Consider the following 18,637-nt stretch of genomic DNA (forward strand, 5'->3'; position numbering starts at 1 on the left):
AGGTGCGGTTATGCCTTATGACAGCAACAGCATTGTCTTAACCAATATAGGAAAAACATTTGCTACCAGCCGTGGTCAGATTACCGCTCTTACTGACATTAATATTGCTATCGGAGACGGTGAGTTTTTCTCGATTGTTGGACCAAGCGGCTGCGGCAAAACTACACTGCTGCGCATACTTGCCGGCTTGGATACAGCATCTTGCGGCAGTGTTGATATAGCACTCAAATCAGGCGACCGCCCGGTAAATTCTATGGTGTTTCAGGAACAGTCGGTCTTTCCCTGGATGACGGTGATTGACAATGTAGCGTACGGCCTCAAACTGCGTGGTATACCCAAAAAAGAGCGTTATGAAATTGCTGAAGATTATATTCGTATGATAGGCCTGAGCAAATTTGCCAAAGCCTATCCTCACCAGCTTTCCGGCGGTATGAAGCAGCGGGTAAGCGTGGCCCGCGCTTTTGCCAATGATCCGGAGATACTGCTAATGGATGAGCCTTTTGGTGCGCTTGATGAACAGAACAGGATCATTCTTCAGCAAGAACTATTGCGTATTTGGGATCTGAGCAAAAAAACCACCGTCTTTATCACCCATAGCATTGATGAAGCTTTATGCCTCAGTGACCGCATTCTCATCATGACCGCACATCCTGGTACAGTCAAATCAATCGTCAATGTCAATCTCTCCCGCCCTCGTGACATTGCGGCCATCCGCACCACTCTTCATTATAACGAACTGTTCCAGTCTATCTGGCTGACACTGCGTGAAGAGGTATTAAAGGTAAAAGAGCTGGAACTGGCTGACGGGTAAATTAAAGGATCTTGGCTTGTAAGTAAATAAAGAATCCATACAGGCTGAAAACCTGTATGGATTCTTTATTTGTGGCAGGGGCAGAAGGACTTGAACCCTCAACCAACGGTTTTGGAGACCGCTACTCTACCAATTGAGCTATACCCCTGTATGGATGGAGCGGAAAACGAGATTCGAACTCGCGACCCTCGCCTTGGCAAGGCGATGCTCTACCGCTGAGCTACTTCCGCTTAAATGGCGACCCCGAACGGATTTGAACCGTCGATCTCCGCCGTGACAGGGCGGCATGTTAGACCGCTACACCACGGGGCCGTAATTCATGTATCTCCCTGACAGAATCTAATATTACCATGGTTCTCACAGAATAGCAATAGCTTTCAGCAACTATTTTACGGAATTATTTATGTATATCTCGTTGAATATCTTTATATCGCTTGTTTACTATAATTTCTATGAAATAAGTAATAATGTAACAAGGCTGCACGAACTGGTGCAGCCTTGTTTGCATAGTTATAGCTTGCGGCTGCCGCGCTTGGTGATGGCTGTACCTTCTTTACATAAAGGGCAATCATCCGGTTGGTAGGCCGGAACAGTCAAATGCAGCAGCGCTTGAGCCGGTATACTAAAGTCGGCTTTGCCGCCGCTGCGGTCAACCAGCATGCCTACCGCAACCGGAATGCCGCCATGCTGGCGCACCACATCAACAACTTCTTTTACCGATCCGCCTGTTGTAACAATATCTTCAACAATAAGCACACGCTGCCCTTTTTCAATAACAAAACCGCGTCTTAGTGTCATCTTTCCATTTTCCCGCTCAGTAAAAATGGCACGGGTACCAAGATGTTTACCCACTTCATGGGCCAGGATGATGCCTCCGGTTACAGGGCCAACTACCAGTTCAATATTAGCGTTCTTAAAACGTTCAGCCATTGCCACACACAGTTTTTCAGTATGTTTCGGATATTGCAACACCTGGAATTTCTCGACATACAGCGGACTATGCAAGCCTGACGTCAATAGAAAATGCCCCTCTAAAATGGCACCTGTCTCAACAAATAGCTGTCTCACTTCTGCCTCATTCATTATGCTTCCCTCATTTCCTCTAAAATTGCCAATGCTGCTGCCCTTGGATCCGGGGCTGCCGTAATGGGCCGTCCTACCACCAGATAATGTGCGCCTGCCTGTAAAGCCGCCGCCGGTGTAGCAATCCGGCTTTGGTCGTTTAAGGCTGCGCCATGGGGGCGAACACCGGGAGTAATAATGGCAAAATTCTTGCCACAGGCTGCCCGGATAAGCTCTGCTTCCTGCGGTGATGCAACTACTCCGTCCATTCCGGCTGCCTGCGCCATTTTTGCCAGATGCACTACCTGGTCAGGAATACTGGCCGTATTTCTCAGCGAGGCCCATTCGGCATCATTCATACTGGTAAGGATAGTGACAGCTATAAGCTTGGGTCGCGGTATATTAAGGGTTTTGGCGGTTTCGGCAACCTTTTCAGCCGCAGCCTGCATCATCGCCTGTCCGCCTGATGCATGAACATTAATCATAGCCACTCCCAGCCGGGTGAGCGAAGCCGCACCCTGAGCCACCGTATTCGGAATATCATGCATTTTCAGATCAAGAAATACATCTTTACCCTGCTCACGCAGATAGGTCAGACATTCCATGCCCACACTATAAAAAAGCTGCATGCCGACTTTATAATAGCTTACTGCATCGCCTAAAGTCTCAACAAGTTGCCTGACATCAGCCATACTGGCAACATCGAGGGCTACAATCAAACGGTTACGTACTTCCATTTTGCCATTCTCCCTGCTATATGATTTTAGCCGCAGTTGACTTTGCCGACAAGCTGGCTCACCTGGTTCAAACCGCGCTCGGTAAGATAATCTCTGATGCCCCCGGCTACCTCAACTGCTGCGTACGGATTAACAAAATTGGCTGTGCCAACCGCTACGGCACTGGCTCCGGCCAGCATAAATTCAACGGCGTCAGCTGCAGTCATAATTCCACCCATACCAATAACCGGTACTTTGACGGCGTTGGCTGCCTGCCACACCATGCGCAGCGCCACCGGTTTAACTGCCGGCCCGGAAAAGCCACCGACAATGTTGCCAAGCACAGGCCGCCAGGTATGGATATCGATAGCCATTCCCAGCAGGGTATTAATGAGCGAGATGGCATCCGCACCGGCAGCTTCCACCGCTTTGGCCATGAGGGCAATATCGGTAACATTGGGTGAAAGCTTGGCGATAACCGGCAAAGTAGTCTTTGCTTTTACTTCCCGCACTACCTGCGCCGCACTATCCGGGCAGGTGCCGAAGGCAATGCCGCCTTGCTTGACATTAGGGCAGGAAATATTTACTTCCAAACCGGCTACCCCTGTCTTGTCAAGCCTTGCCGCCAATTGCCCGTATTCTTCCACCGTATTGCCTGAAATATTAACAATAACAGGCACATCATATTTCGCCAGTCTGGGCATTATGGTGTGGATAAATTCCTCCACACCGGGATTTTCCAGACCAATAGAGTTGAGCATCCCTGCCGGGGTTTCCGCCATCCGCCGGCCGCTGTTACCGGCCTTCGGAGCAAGGGTTGTGCCTTTAACGACTATGGCACCTACCTGGTTCAAATCAACAAAATCGCTGTATTCCAGACCAAAGCCAAAGGTTCCTGAAGCTGTCATAACCGGTGTCTTCATTTTTATCCCGGCAATATTGACAGCAAGCATATCATTTACATTGCTCACCATGCCACCTCCTCGGCCCAGAAAACCGGGCCGTCGGTGCACACTTTGTGACGTTTGCCGCTGGTACCGGCACAGGTACAGGAAAGACAGGCACCAACACCGCAGGCCATATATTCTTCCAGTGAAACCTGACAAGGAATCTTGTATTTTGCAGCAATGGCCGCCACACCCTGAAGCATGACATGCGGTCCACAGGCATAGATGACATCAAACTTTTCTTTTTCTAATAGTCCGGGCAATACATCTATCGTAAAACCGCGGTAACCGATACTGCCGTCATCTGTTGTAATATGTATATTGGGGCAAACCCCGGCATACATATTGGGCCAAAACAGCTCCTGTTCATTGCGTCCGCCCATCAATATAGTAGCCGGCCGGGAGCAAAAGGCTTTGGCCAGCATAACAAGCGGCGCCAGCCCCATACCGCCCCCTACCAGGAGGGGGCGCTGGCCTGTCAAGGTAAAACCATTGCCCAGCGGTCCCATGCAATCGACAGTATCTCCTGGCTGAAGCTTAGTCATAAGCATTGTCCCACGACCAACAACCCGGTAAATGAGAGTCAGTGTGCCGTTAGCAGCATGGCAATCGGCAATGCTGAGCGGCCGTCTGAGCAATGGATCAAGCTGGTCTGTCAGCCGCAGGTGGACAAACTGACCGGGCCGGGCAATACCGGCAATTGCCGGAGCAGTCACAATCAATTTAAATACATCGCCGGCAATAACGCTATTTTCAATTATCTGAGCCAGTACACAGGTTTTAGCCACGGGTTGTTTCTCCTCCGCCTACATAGTCCTGCAATGCCAGTACATAAAGGAATTTACCCTGACGCATGATACTAAGCACATCAAGTACGGCGCTGGCCGTGTCCATCGAGGTCAGGCAAAGCAGGGAATGCTCCACAGCCGCCCTTCTGATTTTGAAACCGTCGCTTTCAAAATCCCGTCCTTTAGTTAAAGTATTAATAACCATATTGATTTTTCCAGCCTTAATCATCTCAATGATTTCCGGCTGTTGTTCATGGAGCTTAGGTACCTCGCCTACCGTTAAACCCTGTGACCGGAGATACTTAGCCGTACCGCTGGTTGCAATCAGTTCATAGCCCATTTGGACAAACTCTTTGGCGATCTCGGCAGCCTCAGGTTTATCTTTATCAGCCACTGTCACCAGTACTGTACCCTCTTGCGGTATATTCATACCTGCACCGACAATCCCTTTATAAAGTGCTCTGGAATATTGATAATCAATTCCCATAACCTCACCGGTGGATTTCATTTCCGGTCCAAGCGAGATATCCACATGCTGCATTTTGGCAAAAGAGAATACCGGCACTTTGACGGCAATATAGTCTCTGAGTGGCAGCAGTCCGGGAGTATATCCCAAGCCTTTCAAGGTCTCCCCAAGAGCTATACGGGTTGCTACGTTGACCATTGGTACATCGGTAATTTTGCTTAAGAACGGAATTGTCCGGCTGGATCTGGGGTTTACTTCGATTACGTAAACTTCTTCATCAACAATAACATACTGGATATTGATCAGGCCTTTTACTTTAAGTCCTTTGGACAGACGCCCGGTGTAGTCGATAATGGTGTCAATGACCTTAGGAGACAATGTTTGCGGCGGGTATACCGCGATACTGTCACCGGAATGGACGCCGGCGCGTTCGATATGCTCCATGATGCCAGGGATCAGGAAATCCTCGCCGTCAGCGATAGCATCAACCTCTACCTCTGTGCCTTGCATATAACGGTCAATCAGCACCGGATGTTCTGGCGAGGCTTTTACGGCGCGCACCATATAATCTTTTAACTCGGTTTCATTATAGACAATTTCCATAGCTCGCCCGCCCAGTACATAGGAAGGACGGACAACAACCGGATAGCCGATACGGGCGGCGGCTGCCGGCGCCTGAGCGGCAGAGGTGACTGTAGCGCCCTGAGGGCGTGGAATATTGAGTTCTTCTAAGAGTGCTTCAAACCTTTCCCGGTCTTCCGCTCTGTCAATCCCTTCCACACTGGTGCCAAAGATCTTGACACCGGCTTTTTCCAGTGGTCCGGCCAAATTGATAGCCGTTTGACCACCGAACTGAACGATGACGCCCTCAGGCTTTTCTTTATCAATAATATTTAATACATCCTCCGGTGTCAGCGGTTCAAAGTACAGGCGGTCAGAAGTATCAAAATCTGTTGATACGGTTTCCGGATTATTATTGATAATAACCGACTCAATGCCCATCTCGCGCAGTGCCCAGACAGAATGCACCGAGCAGTAATCAAATTCGATGCCTTGGCCGATACGGATAGGACCGGAACCCAGTACTACAACTTTGCGTTTATCGGTTGTTGTTACTTCATCTTCCTGGGCATAGCTCGAGTAGTAGTAAGGCGTAACTGCTTCAAACTCACCGGCGCAGGTATCCACCATCTTATAAGTTGGCACAATATTAGCCTCTTTGCGCATCGTCCGGATTTGGTATACCGTTTTACCGGTAAGTTCGGCAATGGTTTTATCCGCAAATCCCATCTTCTTAGCGCGCAGAAGCACTGTGGGGGATAATTCTTGGCTGATTTTTCTTTCCATCACTACAATGTTTTCAATTTTGTCCAGGAAAAATTTATCGATAGCGGTTATGGCGTGAATATCTGCCACCGTTATGCCGCGGCGCATAGCCTCGGCAATAACAAAGGCCCGCTCGTCATTGGCAGACTCAAGTTTTTCGATAATTTCCTGATCGCTAAGGCCAATCAATTCCGGAATGGATAAACGGTTAAGACCAATCTCCAAGGAACGCACAGCTTTTAATAAGGCTCCTTCAAAATTACGGTCAATGGACATAACCTCTCCGGTAGCCTTCATCTGGGTGCCGAGAGTCCGGTCGGCAAGGTTGAATTTATCAAAAGGCCAGCGGGGAAACTTGACTACCACATAGTCAATGGCCGGTTCAAAGCAGGCTTTGGTTTTTCCGGTTACCGCGTTGGTAATTTCGTCCAGGGTGTAGCCGATTGCGATTTTTGTGGCTACTTTGGCAATCGGATAACCGGTGGCTTTAGAAGCCAGCGCACTGGAACGGCTTACCCGGGGATTTACTTCGATGACAATATATTTACTGCTGTTAGGGTCAAGCGCATACTGGACATTACAACCGCCTTCGATGCCCAGCGCGCGGATGATTTTAAGTGACGCGCTTCTCAGCATCTGATATTCATGGTCCGAAAGCGTCTGTGACGGCGCTACAACAATACTATCACCGGTGTGGATGCCGACAGGGTCAAAGTTTTCCATATTGCATACCGTAATGCAGTTATCGGCCGCATCACGAATAACTTCGTATTCTATTTCTTTCCAGCCTGCTACACTCCGTTCAATCAGCGCCTGACCAATCAGACTGTATTTCAGCCCTCTGTTTACTGTATCAATGAGTTCTTTATCATTATAGGCAATGCCGCCGCCAGTTCCTCCCAGCGTATACGCTGGCCGCACAATAAGCGGATAACCAATTTCCTGCGCAAACTTGAGCGCACTGTCAATATCTTCAACAATGGTGCTTTCCGGAATGGGCTGACCAATTTCTTCCATAGTGGCTTTGAATAGTTCCCGGTCTTCCGCTTTTTTGATTGCGTCAAGCGGTGTCCCCAGGAGCTTAACCTGATATTTGTCCAGTACGCCATTTTCTGCCAGTTTAACCGCCAGATTAAGTCCTGCCTGGCCGCCTAAAGTAGCTAACAGCCCGTCCGGACGTTCTTTTGCGATAATTTCCTCTAAATATTCAGGAGTAAGCGGTTCAATATATACCCAATCGGCAATATGGGTATCTGTCATAATGGTAGCCGGATTACTGTTTACCAGCACCACTTCAAAACCATCTTCTTTCAGCGTTTGGCAGGCTTGTGTGCCGGCATAGTCAAATTCAGCCGCTTGGCCAATGACAATTGGTCCTGAGCCGATTACCATAATTTTGTGCAATTTGTCTTTTTTCGGCAACGTTAGTTCCCCCTTGCCTTATTTGTTTCCTGGGCTAAAAGCTTCATAAAATCGTCGAACAAGTAGCTGCTGTCATCAGGGCCTGGTTTGGCTTCGGGATGATATTGCACCGAAAAAATAGGCAAACTATTATGCCGCATGCCTTCGATGGTTTCATCATTAACCGCCCGGTGAGTTACTGTTACGTCAATTTTGCCGAGCGAGCTGTCATCAATAGCATAGCCGTGATTCTGTGAGGTAATATATACCCTGTTTGTTGCCAGGTCTTTGACCGGCTGGTTGGAACCGCGATGGCCAAACTTTAACTTATAGGTATCTGCCCCTAAAGCTAAAGCCAGGAGTTGATGCCCCAGACAAATGCCAAATATCGGTTTTTTGCCGATTAACTCCCGTACAGTATCCACCGGCGCATTTTTAGGGTCGCCAGGCCCGTTGGATAAAAATACACCGTCAGGATTAAGAGCCAATATTTCTGCCGCCGGAGTATGAGCAGGCAGTACCGTAATATCGCAGCCGGTGTTGGCCATCGTGTTCAGGATATTACGTTTAATACCGAAATCCATAACCGCGATACGCGGTCCATTGCCTGAAATCCGATAGACTTCGTTTGTCGTGACTTCATTGACCACATCATCACAAAGCGGTCTTCCCAACAGCTCAGCAATTTCGCCTGCCGTAGCATCAGCCGTTACAATCACGCCTTTCATAGCCCCGTGTGAGCGTATCCGTCTGGTAATTGCCCGGGTATCAACATCATAGATGCAGGGAATATTCCGGGCTTTCAGGTAAGCAGCCAAAGAATCTTCCGCCTGCCAGTTACTGGGCTGATGGCAAAGTTCGCTGATGACAAAACCCCGTACAAACGATTGTCTGGCTTGTTCGAATATATCAGCCACACCGTAATTGCCGATTAAGGGATAGGTCATTGTTACGATTTGTCCGCAATAGGACGGATCTGTCAATACTTCTTGGTAACCGGTCATGCCGGTGTTGAACACTACTTCTCCAACTGTGTTAGCAGCAGAAACCAGCATCCCTTGGAAAACGCTGCCGTCTTCCAATATCAGTTTGCCAATCATTTAAGCACCTCGCCGTTTTGCATAATTATACTACCGTTCACTATAGTAATTAGCGCTTTGCCCTTAAAATTCCTGCCTTCAAATGGAGAATGTTTGCCTCTTGTATAAAAATTTATGCAATTAACATCCCATTTATATTCAGTATCGATAATCGTTATATCTGCCGGAGCGCCGACTTTCAGCACACCGCTTTCCAGTCCGAGGATTTTTGCCGGAGCATATGACATTTTATCAATCACTTCCATCAGTGTCAGCTTTTTGGTGTGATAAAGTCCTGTCAGCACAACACCAAGCGCTGTTTCCAGTCCGGCAAAGCCACTGGGCGCATAACGGAACTCAACATCTTTTTCCTCAAAAGCATGGGGAGCATGATCGGTAGCAATGGCATCCAGGGTTCCGTCCTTCAGTCCGGCAATCAGCGCTTCCCTATGGTCGGCCGACCGGAGCGGCGGGTTTACTTTGAAAGCGGTGTTAAAACTCTTCAGTTCTTCATCAGTCAGGGTCAGGTGATGTGGTGTTGTTTCTGCCGTCACTTTTACGCCCCGCCGTTTAGCCTGCCGGATAATCTCAACCGCCCCCTTACTGCTTACATGGGCAATATGAATGGGCGAATTTGCATATTCTGCCAGCATAATATCTCTGGCAACCGCAATGTCTTCAGCGACGGCCGGCCGTCCTTTTATTCCCAGCATGGCCGATACGGCACCTTCATGCATATAGCCTTCGCCGGCAAGTTCTTCGTCCTCCGAGTGGGTAATGACCGGACGTTGAAACATACCGGTATACTCAAGACCGGTTTTTAACAGCCGGGTACTGTCCAAATGACCGCCGTCATCAGAGATGGCTACCGCCCCGGCTGCAATCATATCACCAATTTCGGCAAGCTCTTTGCCTTCCAGGCCCTTACTTAAGGCACCAATTATTTTAAGGTTCACTACACCTTCTGTTTGGCCGCGCTGAATTAACCCGGAAACCAGAATCGAATTATCAACAACCGGCTTGGTATTAGGCATGCAGGCGACGGTAGTGAAGCCACCGGCCGCGGCTGCCCGTGTACCTGAAGCAATATCTTCTTTTGCCTCCAGGCCTGGTTCCCGCAAGTGCACATGCATATCAATAAGACCAGGAGCCACAACTAAGCCGGCGGCTTCAATAACTTGCCCGCCATCGGCTGTGAGGTTTTGCCCGATTGCCACGATCTTACCCTGTTCAATCACAATATCGCCTGTCATGTCCATCTGTTCAGCCGGATTTATAATGCGTCCACCTTTAATTAGCAGCTTCAATGTGAGTCCCTCCCATCAATACCAAGAATAACAACGCCATTCTAACTGCCAGTCCGTTCTTTACCTGCTCTTGTATCGCCGACTGCTCCCCGTAGGCTACATCAGGCGCAATTTCCAGGCCGCGATTCATCGGACCCGGATGCATCAATAGCGCATCCTGCTTGGCGAGTGCCAGCCGTTTCGCGTTAACACCAAATATGCGGGCATATTCGCGTGCCGACGGGAACAATCCCTTTTGCTGCCGTTCACGCTGAATCCGGAGTACATTCACGACATCTGCCTGATCCAGCGCATCTTCAACCCGGTAGTGTACCGTGACACCCACCTGTTCCAGGCCGCGCGGCAACAGGGTTTGTGGTCCGGCTACATGAACCTCGGCTCCCATTTTCAGAAGACCCCAGATATTAGAACGGGCTACCCGGCTGTGAAGAATATCGCCGACAATAGCCACTTTAAGGCCGGCAATATTGCCTTTATATTGCTTTATGGTAAACATATCCAAGAGACCCTGGGTCGGATGCTCATGCGCGCCATCACCGGCATTGATGATTACCGGTTTAGCGATATTGGCAGCAAATTGCGCCGAGCCTTCGGCTTCATGGCGCATGACGATAATATCTACTCCCATGGCTTCGACGGTTAGCAGAGTGTCACGCAAGCTTTCCCCTTTGGCAACACTGCTTGTGCTTGTCGATATGTTAACAACATCTGCTCCAAGATACTTGCCTGCCAGCTCGAAAGAAGTACGGGTCCGGGTACTGTTCTCAAAAAATAAATTAATGATGGACTTGCCGCGCAGTGTGGGCGCTTTCTTGATATCACGATCGATGATGTTTTTCATTTCTTTTGCAGTATCGAGAATCAGGTTCATTTCGGCTGCGGACATGGTTTCAAGACCAAGAATATCCTTGTTTCTCAGTGATATATGGGATTTAATCATTACACACTCTCCCTTCGAATGTAAAAAAACTCCCTGCCCCAAGGAGCAAGGAGTTATAACTAACCACGCCGGATAAAGCCTTGGCGTTTTGGCAACAACATCCTTGCAGACCTCACGGGGCCAATTTAAAGGATAGTATTTGTTATTATTAGGCATAATAAAAGCCTTCTTGGCACGAAAAGCGCGCAAGAAGACAAAATTCCCTACTACCATCCCCTTGCCAGCCTCACAGGACCAACTTAAAGGCCATATGCTTATTGTATAAATAATAACAGAGTTCGCCGAGGCTTGTCAATAGATAACTAAAAAAGCCTTTGAGATAGTCTCAAAGGCTTTTTTGCTTTTTGGTGCGGTTGGTGAGACTTGAACTCACACGCCTTGTGAGCGCCACCCCCTCAAGATGGTGCGTCTGCCGATTCCGCCACAACCGCGTTGTTTATTGTAGATAGAGGATGTTCTTCGCTCCACTCAGAACTAAGCGACTCACACAGGTTCTTACTTCGCCTGATGGCTTGCAACAACCTGGTTCGCTGCTTATGGTGCGGTCGAGTGGATTTGAACCACCACGAGGTTGCCCCCACTAGCTCCTGAGGCTAGCGCGTCTGCCGTTCCGCCACGACCGCATGTTATGTTATCCAACAACTGAAATTATACGATAAATGCTTCGGTTCGTCAAGAAATTTTTAAAGGATGTTCCGCGCTACCGCTTGGAACTAAGCGACTCACACAGGTTCTTGCTTATAGATGGTGCGGTCGAGTGGATTTGAACCACCACGAGGTTGCCCCCACTAGCTCCTGAGGCTAGCGCGTCTGCCGTTCCGCCACGACCGCATGTTGTGATATATATATAGGATGTTCTTCGCTCCGCTCAGAACTAAGCGATTCACTCATATTCTCTCTTCGCTTTGCAGCTCGCGACAATATGGTTCTCTGCTTATCACTGTTTAACGCAACATAATATATATTATCACAACAATAAATCATCGTCAAGCTTTTCCGTCAAGAATTTTATGTCGAGCATTATTTAGTAATCGTAAAACCCCATTGCCAGGCATTCCACATATTGCCTGAGGGGGTTGGATTAGGCTGATAGTTAGCTACCGACGTCTTTACCGCATCAATATTTCCCCGGAAGAACAGCGGAACAACCGGACAATCTTGACGAATAAAATCCTGGATAAGAAAATAGATATCTTTTCTGGCCGCAATATCGACCGTTCTGACGCCAAGTTCAGTAAGCCTATCCACTTCAGGATTACGCCAGCCGGGATAATTTTGCCCTGTATACGCGTTAGCGGCACCGGGGATCTTACGGGAATGCCAAAGGTTGGTATTGTCTGGATCAATACCGGACATCCAGGCATATAAGGCTGTTTCAAACCGCCTGTTTTTCAAAACCTCACTGAAAAACACCTGTCCTTCAACAGGCCGTACTTCTACTAAAACACCAATTTCCTTTAGTTGTTCAGCAATCTTTTGGGCAGTCTGCTCCCGTTGCCGATTGCCGGTAGGAGTGGTCAGCGAAAAAGCCAGCTTCTTATTTTCTTTGGTCATAATTCCGTCAGAGCCGGGCTGCCAGCCTGCCTGTGCCAGTAAATTGCGCGCTGTATTAATATCTTTGCCGGTTGGCTGCTGCATAGGATTGTAGGCCCAGGACAGCGGCGACTGGTCAGCATAGGCAGGGCTGGCAACACCTTTGAGCACATTGGTGATAATGGCTTGCGGATCAATGGCAAGAGCAATGGCTTTGCGCACCCTCACGTCCTGGAACAAAACATTATCAAGATTAAAATCCATGTGCTCCCAAACCATAGTGGGCGCAATGACTGTCCGTATTCCGTCTAGCGCCTTTACTTGCTCCAGATATGAAAAGCCAATATTACTGGCAATATCCAATTCTCCAGTTTTCAGTTGGGTAAGCAGCAAATTTGCGTCAGGAATAACTTTATAAACAATACTGTCTAGCACCGGTTTACCACGGTAATAACTGGTGTTAGCCTCCAAAACAACAGCTTCTGCTATCTGCCAATCCTTAAACTTAAAGGGACCGGTACCGATGGGAGCCCGGTTAAAGGCTGCTTTATTAATATCACCTGCGTTTTCCAGCCTGTGTTTTGGCAATATGGTGGTAAATAGCGTCAAATAAGGCGCATAAAACTCTTTGAATTTGATAACAACCGTGTATTTGTCCGGAGTCTCAATATCACTGATCTTATCATAGCCATCCCGCCATACAATATTTACTTTGCGGTTCATGATAAGCTGCCAGGTAAACTTAACATCTTCGGCAGTAAATTCCATGCCGTCATGCCACTTAACCCCCTGGCGCAAGCGATAAGTTATTCTCAGCCCGTCAGGAGTAACCCCGCCGTTAGCCATTGTGGGCACATCCACAGCCAGGTCCGGCAGCCATTCGCCCTTATCTCCGGTAATTACCAAACCACTAAAGAGCAGTCTGCCTACTTCAGCGGTAGATAAAAAATCAGAAAGAAGTGGATTTAACGTGTTCGGTTCCTGTAAACTGCCATACTTTAACTGTCCACCCTGCTGAACAGCTATCTTTTTGTTCTCAGACGGCAGGGGCTGTTTGTCGGAACCGCACCCCGCAGCAACTACCGTCAATAAGGTTAAAAGTAAAATCATTAACTTACGCATTTGTAGTACATTTCCCCTCATTACCTGCTAATACATCTAGATTTTGCTTCATAGGGACTCTCAGTTTTCACAAACGGGAGCTAAGACTGTTTATAACCCCCTGGATAAGGGCGACTAACCTTCTGATGGGGTAAACCCCACCTGAAGCTAAGTCTGCTTTATCGGCCATACAATTCCTGATAGCGTTTTTTGTTATGCATTACTTTTTCGACATACTCTCTGGTTTCCTTGAAAGGGATCTGCTTTATATCAGCAAAATCTTCCGACCAGCCGTACCTCTGCATCCATTGCTTCACATTGCCTCGTCCGCCGTTATAGGCTGCGAGATACAATACTTCATTGTCGTGAAATTCTTTTTTTAATGAAGCTAAATACCAAGTACCAAACCGGATATTAATATCCGGATCAGTAAGATCGGCTATCATAAATTTTTCATGATTAAGCTGTTCGGCAATCCAGCGGCCAGTATCAGGCATAATCTGCATCAGTCCCAAAGCGCCTTTCGGCGAGCGGGCTTCAGTAATAAACTTACTTTCTGTTTTGATAACACCAGCCACTAAAAACGGATCAATATCCTGTTCTAAGGCATACGTATATATGGCTTCCTGGTATAAAAACGGATACATAAATTTTTTTTGAAACCAGTCGCCGGTGTATGCCGTATATATCCCGGCGACAGTTAACAAAAGACCGATGAGCAGGACTTTAAACCAAGTCCGGATACGCAATAAAATCACTCCGCACTAAAAATCGCTGTATTAAAGATATGTTTGGTTGGTAAGAAAAATACCGTCAGCTTTGTTGCAAAAGCCTTATCCTCTGCCAGGCTGTAAGCACCTGTGCTTTGGTATTTTCAAGAGTGCCGTTATTGTCAATAATAACGTCCGCATAATTCAATTTTTCATGCAAAGTCATTTGTGCCTGGATTCTTGCCACGGCATCTTCATAACTAATATTGTCACGCAATCTTAGCCGGGTAAGCTGAGTTTGTTCATTAACAAAGACCACCCATACACTATCTGTTTTGTGATGCCAAGCCACTTCGATTAATAGGGGCGCATCAAGCACAGCTACCGTACAGCCATTCTGTTCCGCCCTAATAATGGCAGCCATTGTTTCGGCCTCAATACGCGGATGGGTGATTTGTTCTAAATCAAACCGTGCCTGACTGTCAGCAAAAATAATTTGTCCTAAACGTTTGCGGTTGATTTCCCCGCCAGGCTCAATAATACCGTCGCCAAACCGCTTAATAATTTCCTGCCAGGCCGGCTTTCCGGGAAGAGTAACTTCCCGCGAAAGTTGGTCGGCATCAATAATAGCTGCCCCCAGCTTGCCGAGCATTTTGCTTACCGTACTTTTGCCGCTGGCAATGCCGCCGGTTAATCCAATGACATACATAAGGCTTCCTCCGGTTACTTTTGGCAATTAGGACAATAATGAGTGCCACGCCCTCCTACTTCTTTGCGGGCAATAATAGCGCCGCAGCGATGGCAGGGTTGATTGGCACGACCATATACATGGAGGTGGTGCTGGTGGCTGCCGCTTTGGCCTGCACCATCACGATAGTCGCGAAAAGTGGTGCCGCCATGGGAAATCCCGTCAGCGATAACCTGATTTATTGCCTGGTAAAGATATTTTGCTTCAGTTTCATTAATACTGCTGGCTATCCGGTCAGGATCAATACCGGCAATGGCTAACGCTTCATCGACATAGATATTTCCCAGACCGCCAACCAGCTTCTGGTTTAATAACACCGGTTTAATTTTAGCCTGGCGTTTTTCCAGCATACCGGCAAAATACTCCAGCGTAAACTCTTCAGACAGCGGTTCCGGCCCCATAGAGGCCAGACCGGCAATACGCCATAATTCAGCCTGAGGCATCAGATACAAAGTTCCCAAAGTACGCGTATCGGCATATAACAATGCATCGCCATTATCAAGGAAAAACAGGATATGCGTAAATTTATCATATTCTCTTCCCTGGGTTGCATAATACAAACGTCCGGTCATTCGTAAATGAATAACAAGAACCAAGCTGTTGTCAAGGTAAAACAGCAGATATTTACCCCGCCGTACCAGCTTTTCAACTGTCCGGTCAGTGAGTACCGCCTGAAATTCTGGTGCTGTCGGCCACTTAATCAGGCGCGATAATTTTATATCAACACGGGTAATTTTCCGCCCTTCAATCTTATCAGTAAGCGTCCGGCGAATTGTTTCGACTTCTGGCATTTCCGGCATGGTACACACTCCCTTTTATTTGGCCTGAGCCCAATTACTGCCGGTCTTTACTTCGGCTACCAGCGGCACATCAAGTTCTACTGCCTGTTCCATTGCTTGTTTCACAAGCGCTGCCACCTGATCAAGCTCGTTTTCTGTTACTTCCAATACTAATTCATCATGAACCTGCAGCAATAGCCGGCTTTTGAGCTGCTTTGCCTTAAGTGCGGCATACACCTTATTCATGGCAATCTTGATAATATCGGCAGCTGCTCCTTGAATAGGGGTATTCATAGCTGTTCGTTCGGCAAAGGAGCGCTGATTAAAGTTGCTGCTGTTAATATCCGGCAAATGACGGCGCCGCCCAAACAAGGTTGTGACATAGCCGTCGCGGTGGGCACCGGCGACAACTTCATCAATATATCTTTTCACACCTTGATAGTTAGCAAAATAACTCTCAATGTAGTAACTGGCTTCTTTGCGGCTGACACCAATATCACGCGCCAGCCCGTAATCGCTTATGCCATAAACAATACCAAAATTGACAGCCTTGGCTCTGGCCCGCATCTCCGGCGTAACTTCCGCCATCGCTATACCAAAGACTTCCGCTGCTGTCCGGGTATGTATATCCTGATTATGGCGGAACGCTTCCAGCAAACTGGCATCACCAGCCATATGGGCCAGTACTCTGAGCTCGATTTGCGAATAGTCGGCAGACATAATATACTGGTACTCTTCGCCGGGAACAAATAATTCCCGTATTTTCCGCCCAATATCGGAACGGATAGGAATATTCTGCAGGTTGGGCTCAGAACTGCTCAACCTGCCGGTTGCCGTAACCATTTGATTAAAGGTAGTGTGAATTCTGCCTGATTCAGGGTGAATTAATCCTTCCATACCGTCAAGATAGGTTGACTTAAGTTTGGTCAGCATACGGTATTCCAGCAGTTTATCGATTAGCGGGTGCTGTCCGGCTAATTTTTCCAGTACCTCTGCGTCAGTAGAGTAACCTGTTTTTGTCTTTTTAATAATAGGAAGCTTGAGCTTTTCAAATAAAATAACGCCCAACTGCTTGGTGGAATTGACATTGAATTGTTCATCAGCCAACAGGTAAATTTCATCGATCAGCTGATCTACTTTACCGGCAATACTTACCGCCATCTCCCGCAGGTAGCTGCGGTCAACACTAATGCCGGCAACCTCCATCGCTGAAAGAGCTTCGACAAGCGGCATCTCAACTTCTTCAAACAATTTGTCCAAGCCGGTATTTTTAAGTTGCACAGCCAGTACCGCTTGCAACTGCCCGGTAATACCACTGGCCCAGGCAGCAAACTCCGGCTTCAACGGCAAGTTTTTGTCCCCGGCAGGCAAAATCACATTTTGCTCCAAATATTTTTTGGCCAAAACATCCAGCGGATAGGCAGAAGCCGTGGGGTCCAGCAAGTAGGCGGCAATCAGGACATCTGTTACTTGAGCCTGCACCAGCGTCCCTCTTGCCTGACAGGCATTATACAGCTTTTTAGAATCATAGGCAACTATCGTTACACTGCTGTCGGCCAACAAGTCAAAAACGCCGTTCCAGCCTTCTGCCTCTGCGGGAATGTAGACGGTTTCTTCAGCACAAGTGAGAGCAAGGCCAATAAGTCCGGCTAATGGTGAGTGTCCTGGCGATACCGGATAGCAGCTCATGCGCCCCTGTTGCCTAACCTTGGCACAAACGGCAGCAACCTCTGACCGGCTGGCGGCGATAGCAGGCGTACTTAGCTCAACAGCCGGCGATTGAATCTCGCCGGCATCCCTGCTGCTGATTCCCGGAAACAAGGTGTCCACTTTTGCCAACAGGGTTTTGAATTCAAATTTAGCAAACAATTCTTTTACAGTCTGCGTTTCTGGATGAATACCAAAATTTTCCGGGATAAACTCCATATCCATGTTGCAAACAATAGTAGCCAACTGTTTTGATAAAATTGCCTGGTCGGTAAATTGACGCAGATTTTCCTGCAGTTTTTTGCCTGACACCTGGTCAATATTGGCTAAGACATTTTCCAGTGAACCGAATTGGGCCAGCAGCTTTCCTGCCGTTTTTTCGCCAACACCGGGTACACCCGGTATGTTGTCAGAGCTGTCTCCCATCAGACCTTTCATATCAATAATCTGGGCCGGAGTCAAACCGTATTTTTCTTTGAGCGCAGCCGTATCCATGGTCTCCATATCTGAGATGCCTCTTTTGGTAAGCAGCACCTTGGTCTCCGGCCCGATAAGCTGGAGGGCATCACGGTCACCGGTTACAATAAGCACCTCATAGCCTTGTCTGGAAGCCTTTGCTGCCAGTGTGCCGATAATATCATCGGCCTCAAAGCCCGCCTCTTCAATTGTCGTGATGCCAAACGCCTGTAACAGCTCGCGAAGCAAGGGGAACTGTTCGGACAGTTCTCCGGGAGTAGCCTGACGTTGAGCCTTGTACTGTGAGTAAGTTTCTGTCCGGAAGGTCACCCGTCCTTTATCAAAAGCCACCGCTAAAAAATCCGGTTTGTAGTCTGCCAGCAATTTTACAAGCATGGTTGTAAATCCATATACCGCATTGGTATGCAGCCCGTCAGCTGTACGCAGCATTGGCAGCGCATGAAATGCCCGATGAACCAGACTGCTGCCGTCAATTATAATAAATCTTTGGGGCATAAGCCCACCACCTTATATTCTAATATTGTCCAATCTACTTTTATTGGCTATTAAACACAAAATCCCTTCTCTATTTTCCTAAATACCTGCTAACATTATGTAATAGTTTGCTAAAGAAAACACAGCTTGCGCCGAGCCTTTGGCGAAAGCGGAAGCCGATGCTGCCCTTATCCTGCTTTTAAGAAAGTTATACTTTCTGTTAGGATAAGAAAAACGTTGCCACGCTACTGCTTGCCATGACAAA

Annotated in this window: 14 protein-coding genes and 6 tRNA genes; 1 reads left to right on the forward strand and 19 read right to left on the reverse strand. The window is 47.9% G+C overall.

The annotated features are described in order from the left end of the window. The first annotated feature begins 10 nt into the window (after positions 1 to 10). A complete protein-coding gene (locus tag SPSPH_RS11080) occupies positions 11 to 811 on the forward strand; it encodes an ABC transporter ATP-binding protein (RefSeq protein WP_075755724.1) in 801 nt (266 codons plus the stop codon). A 72-nt stretch (positions 812 to 883) separates the two neighbouring features. Here the strand turns inward: SPSPH_RS11080 and SPSPH_RS11085 are convergent. The 19 genes from SPSPH_RS11085 to polA form a co-directional block, all read right to left on the reverse strand. Then, positions 884 to 959: transfer RNA gene (locus SPSPH_RS11085), tRNA-Trp, on the reverse strand. Positions 960 to 966: 7 nt separating this feature from the next. Next, positions 967 to 1,041: transfer RNA gene (locus tag SPSPH_RS11090), tRNA-Gly, on the reverse strand. A 5-nt stretch (positions 1,042 to 1,046) separates the two neighbouring features. Beyond that, positions 1,047 to 1,123 (reverse strand) — tRNA-Asp (locus SPSPH_RS11095). A 198-nt stretch (positions 1,124 to 1,321) separates the two neighbouring features. Beyond that, positions 1,322 to 1,894 carry an orotate phosphoribosyltransferase gene (gene pyrE, locus SPSPH_RS11100; protein WP_075755725.1) on the reverse strand — a complete coding sequence of 191 codons (573 nt, stop codon included), beginning with the start codon at positions 1,892 to 1,894 and terminating at the stop codon, positions 1,322 to 1,324. Next, complete coding sequence (pyrF, locus tag SPSPH_RS11105; protein WP_075755726.1) at positions 1,894 to 2,610, reverse strand: orotidine-5'-phosphate decarboxylase; 717 nt, start codon at positions 2,608 to 2,610, stop codon at positions 1,894 to 1,896. The genes pyrE and pyrF overlap by 1 nt, the downstream gene beginning before the upstream one ends. Positions 2,611 to 2,636: 26 nt before the next feature. Further along, on the reverse strand, positions 2,637 to 3,563 hold the full coding sequence (locus SPSPH_RS11110; RefSeq protein ID WP_075755727.1) for a dihydroorotate dehydrogenase: 927 nt from the start codon (positions 3,561 to 3,563) through the stop codon (positions 2,637 to 2,639). Next, positions 3,557 to 4,324, reverse strand: a complete 768-nt coding sequence (locus tag SPSPH_RS11115; RefSeq protein WP_075755728.1) for a dihydroorotate dehydrogenase electron transfer subunit — start codon at positions 4,322 to 4,324, stop codon at positions 3,557 to 3,559. Before SPSPH_RS11115 ends, SPSPH_RS11110 begins: the two co-directional genes overlap by 7 nt. Beyond that, a complete protein-coding gene (carB, locus tag SPSPH_RS11120) occupies positions 4,317 to 7,538 on the reverse strand; it encodes a carbamoyl-phosphate synthase large subunit (RefSeq protein WP_075755729.1) in 3,222 nt (1,073 codons plus the stop codon). Before carB ends, SPSPH_RS11115 begins: the two co-directional genes overlap by 8 nt. A gap of 2 nt (positions 7,539 to 7,540) precedes the next feature. Continuing rightward, positions 7,541 to 8,617, reverse strand: coding sequence for a glutamine-hydrolyzing carbamoyl-phosphate synthase small subunit (gene carA, locus SPSPH_RS11125; protein WP_075755730.1), 1,077 nt, complete (start codon positions 8,615 to 8,617; stop codon positions 7,541 to 7,543). Next, the gene (locus SPSPH_RS11130; RefSeq protein ID WP_075755731.1) at positions 8,614 to 9,903 is read right to left on the reverse strand and encodes a dihydroorotase; all 1,290 of its coding nucleotides are present in this window, start codon (positions 9,901 to 9,903) and stop codon (positions 8,614 to 8,616) included. The genes carA and SPSPH_RS11130 overlap by 4 nt, the downstream gene beginning before the upstream one ends. Beyond that, positions 9,887 to 10,843, reverse strand: a complete 957-nt coding sequence (locus SPSPH_RS11135; protein WP_075755732.1) for an aspartate carbamoyltransferase catalytic subunit — start codon at positions 10,841 to 10,843, stop codon at positions 9,887 to 9,889. Before SPSPH_RS11135 ends, SPSPH_RS11130 begins: the two co-directional genes overlap by 17 nt. 345 nt (positions 10,844 to 11,188) lie before the next feature. After that, positions 11,189 to 11,274: transfer RNA gene (locus SPSPH_RS11140), tRNA-Leu, on the reverse strand. A 106-nt stretch (positions 11,275 to 11,380) separates the two neighbouring features. After that, positions 11,381 to 11,466 (reverse strand) — tRNA-Leu (locus SPSPH_RS11145). Between the two features lie 122 nt (positions 11,467 to 11,588). Further along, positions 11,589 to 11,674 (reverse strand) — tRNA-Leu (locus tag SPSPH_RS11150). A gap of 189 nt (positions 11,675 to 11,863) precedes the next feature. Further along, complete coding sequence (locus SPSPH_RS11155) at positions 11,864 to 13,498, reverse strand: peptide ABC transporter substrate-binding protein (RefSeq protein ID WP_233138800.1); 1,635 nt, start codon at positions 13,496 to 13,498, stop codon at positions 11,864 to 11,866. A gap of 158 nt (positions 13,499 to 13,656) precedes the next feature. Beyond that, positions 13,657 to 14,235, reverse strand: a complete 579-nt coding sequence (locus SPSPH_RS11160; RefSeq protein ID WP_233138804.1) for a lytic transglycosylase domain-containing protein — start codon at positions 14,233 to 14,235, stop codon at positions 13,657 to 13,659. 55 nt (positions 14,236 to 14,290) lie between these two features. Further along, positions 14,291 to 14,896, reverse strand: coding sequence for a dephospho-CoA kinase (gene coaE, locus SPSPH_RS11165; protein WP_075755735.1), 606 nt, complete (start codon positions 14,894 to 14,896; stop codon positions 14,291 to 14,293). 14 nt (positions 14,897 to 14,910) lie between these two features. Beyond that, positions 14,911 to 15,735 (reverse strand): bifunctional DNA-formamidopyrimidine glycosylase/DNA-(apurinic or apyrimidinic site) lyase, encoded by an 825-nt coding sequence (mutM, locus tag SPSPH_RS11170; protein ID WP_075755736.1) that lies wholly within the window; start codon positions 15,733 to 15,735, stop codon positions 14,911 to 14,913. A 15-nt stretch (positions 15,736 to 15,750) separates the two neighbouring features. Beyond that, positions 15,751 to 18,393 (reverse strand): DNA polymerase I, encoded by a 2,643-nt coding sequence (gene polA / locus SPSPH_RS11175; RefSeq protein ID WP_075755737.1) that lies wholly within the window; start codon positions 18,391 to 18,393, stop codon positions 15,751 to 15,753. Positions 18,394 to 18,637: the final 244 nt, after the last annotated feature.

It is taken from the genome of Sporomusa sphaeroides DSM 2875 (assembly GCF_001941975.2).
Lineage (GTDB): Bacteria > Bacillota > Negativicutes > Sporomusales > Sporomusaceae > Sporomusa > Sporomusa sphaeroides.

Bases quoted from the DNA above. Each gene is read 5' to 3' on its own strand.
- SPSPH_RS11080 (WP_075755724.1), top strand. From the start codon at position 11: ATGCCTTATGACAGCAACAGCATTGTCTTAACCAATATAGGAAAAACA.
- pyrE (WP_075755725.1), bottom strand. From the start codon at position 1,894: ATGAATGAGGCAGAAGTGAGACAGCTATTTGTTGAGACAGGTGCCATT.
- pyrF (WP_075755726.1), bottom strand. From the start codon at position 2,610: ATGGAAGTACGTAACCGTTTGATTGTAGCCCTCGATGTTGCCAGTATG.
- SPSPH_RS11110 (WP_075755727.1), bottom strand. From the start codon at position 3,563: ATGGTGAGCAATGTAAATGATATGCTTGCTGTCAATATTGCCGGGATA.
- carA (WP_075755730.1), bottom strand. From the start codon at position 8,617: ATGATTGGCAAACTGATATTGGAAGACGGCAGCGTTTTCCAAGGGATG.
- SPSPH_RS11135 (WP_075755732.1), bottom strand. From the start codon at position 10,843: ATGATTAAATCCCATATATCACTGAGAAACAAGGATATTCTTGGTCTT.
- SPSPH_RS11155 (WP_233138800.1), bottom strand. From the start codon at position 13,498: ATGCGTAAGTTAATGATTTTACTTTTAACCTTATTGACGGTAGTTGCT.
- coaE (WP_075755735.1), bottom strand. From the start codon at position 14,896: ATGTATGTCATTGGATTAACCGGCGGCATTGCCAGCGGCAAAAGTACG.
- mutM (WP_075755736.1), bottom strand. From the start codon at position 15,735: ATGCCGGAAATGCCAGAAGTCGAAACAATTCGCCGGACGCTTACTGAT.
- polA (WP_075755737.1), bottom strand. From the start codon at position 18,393: ATGCCCCAAAGATTTATTATAATTGACGGCAGCAGTCTGGTTCATCGG.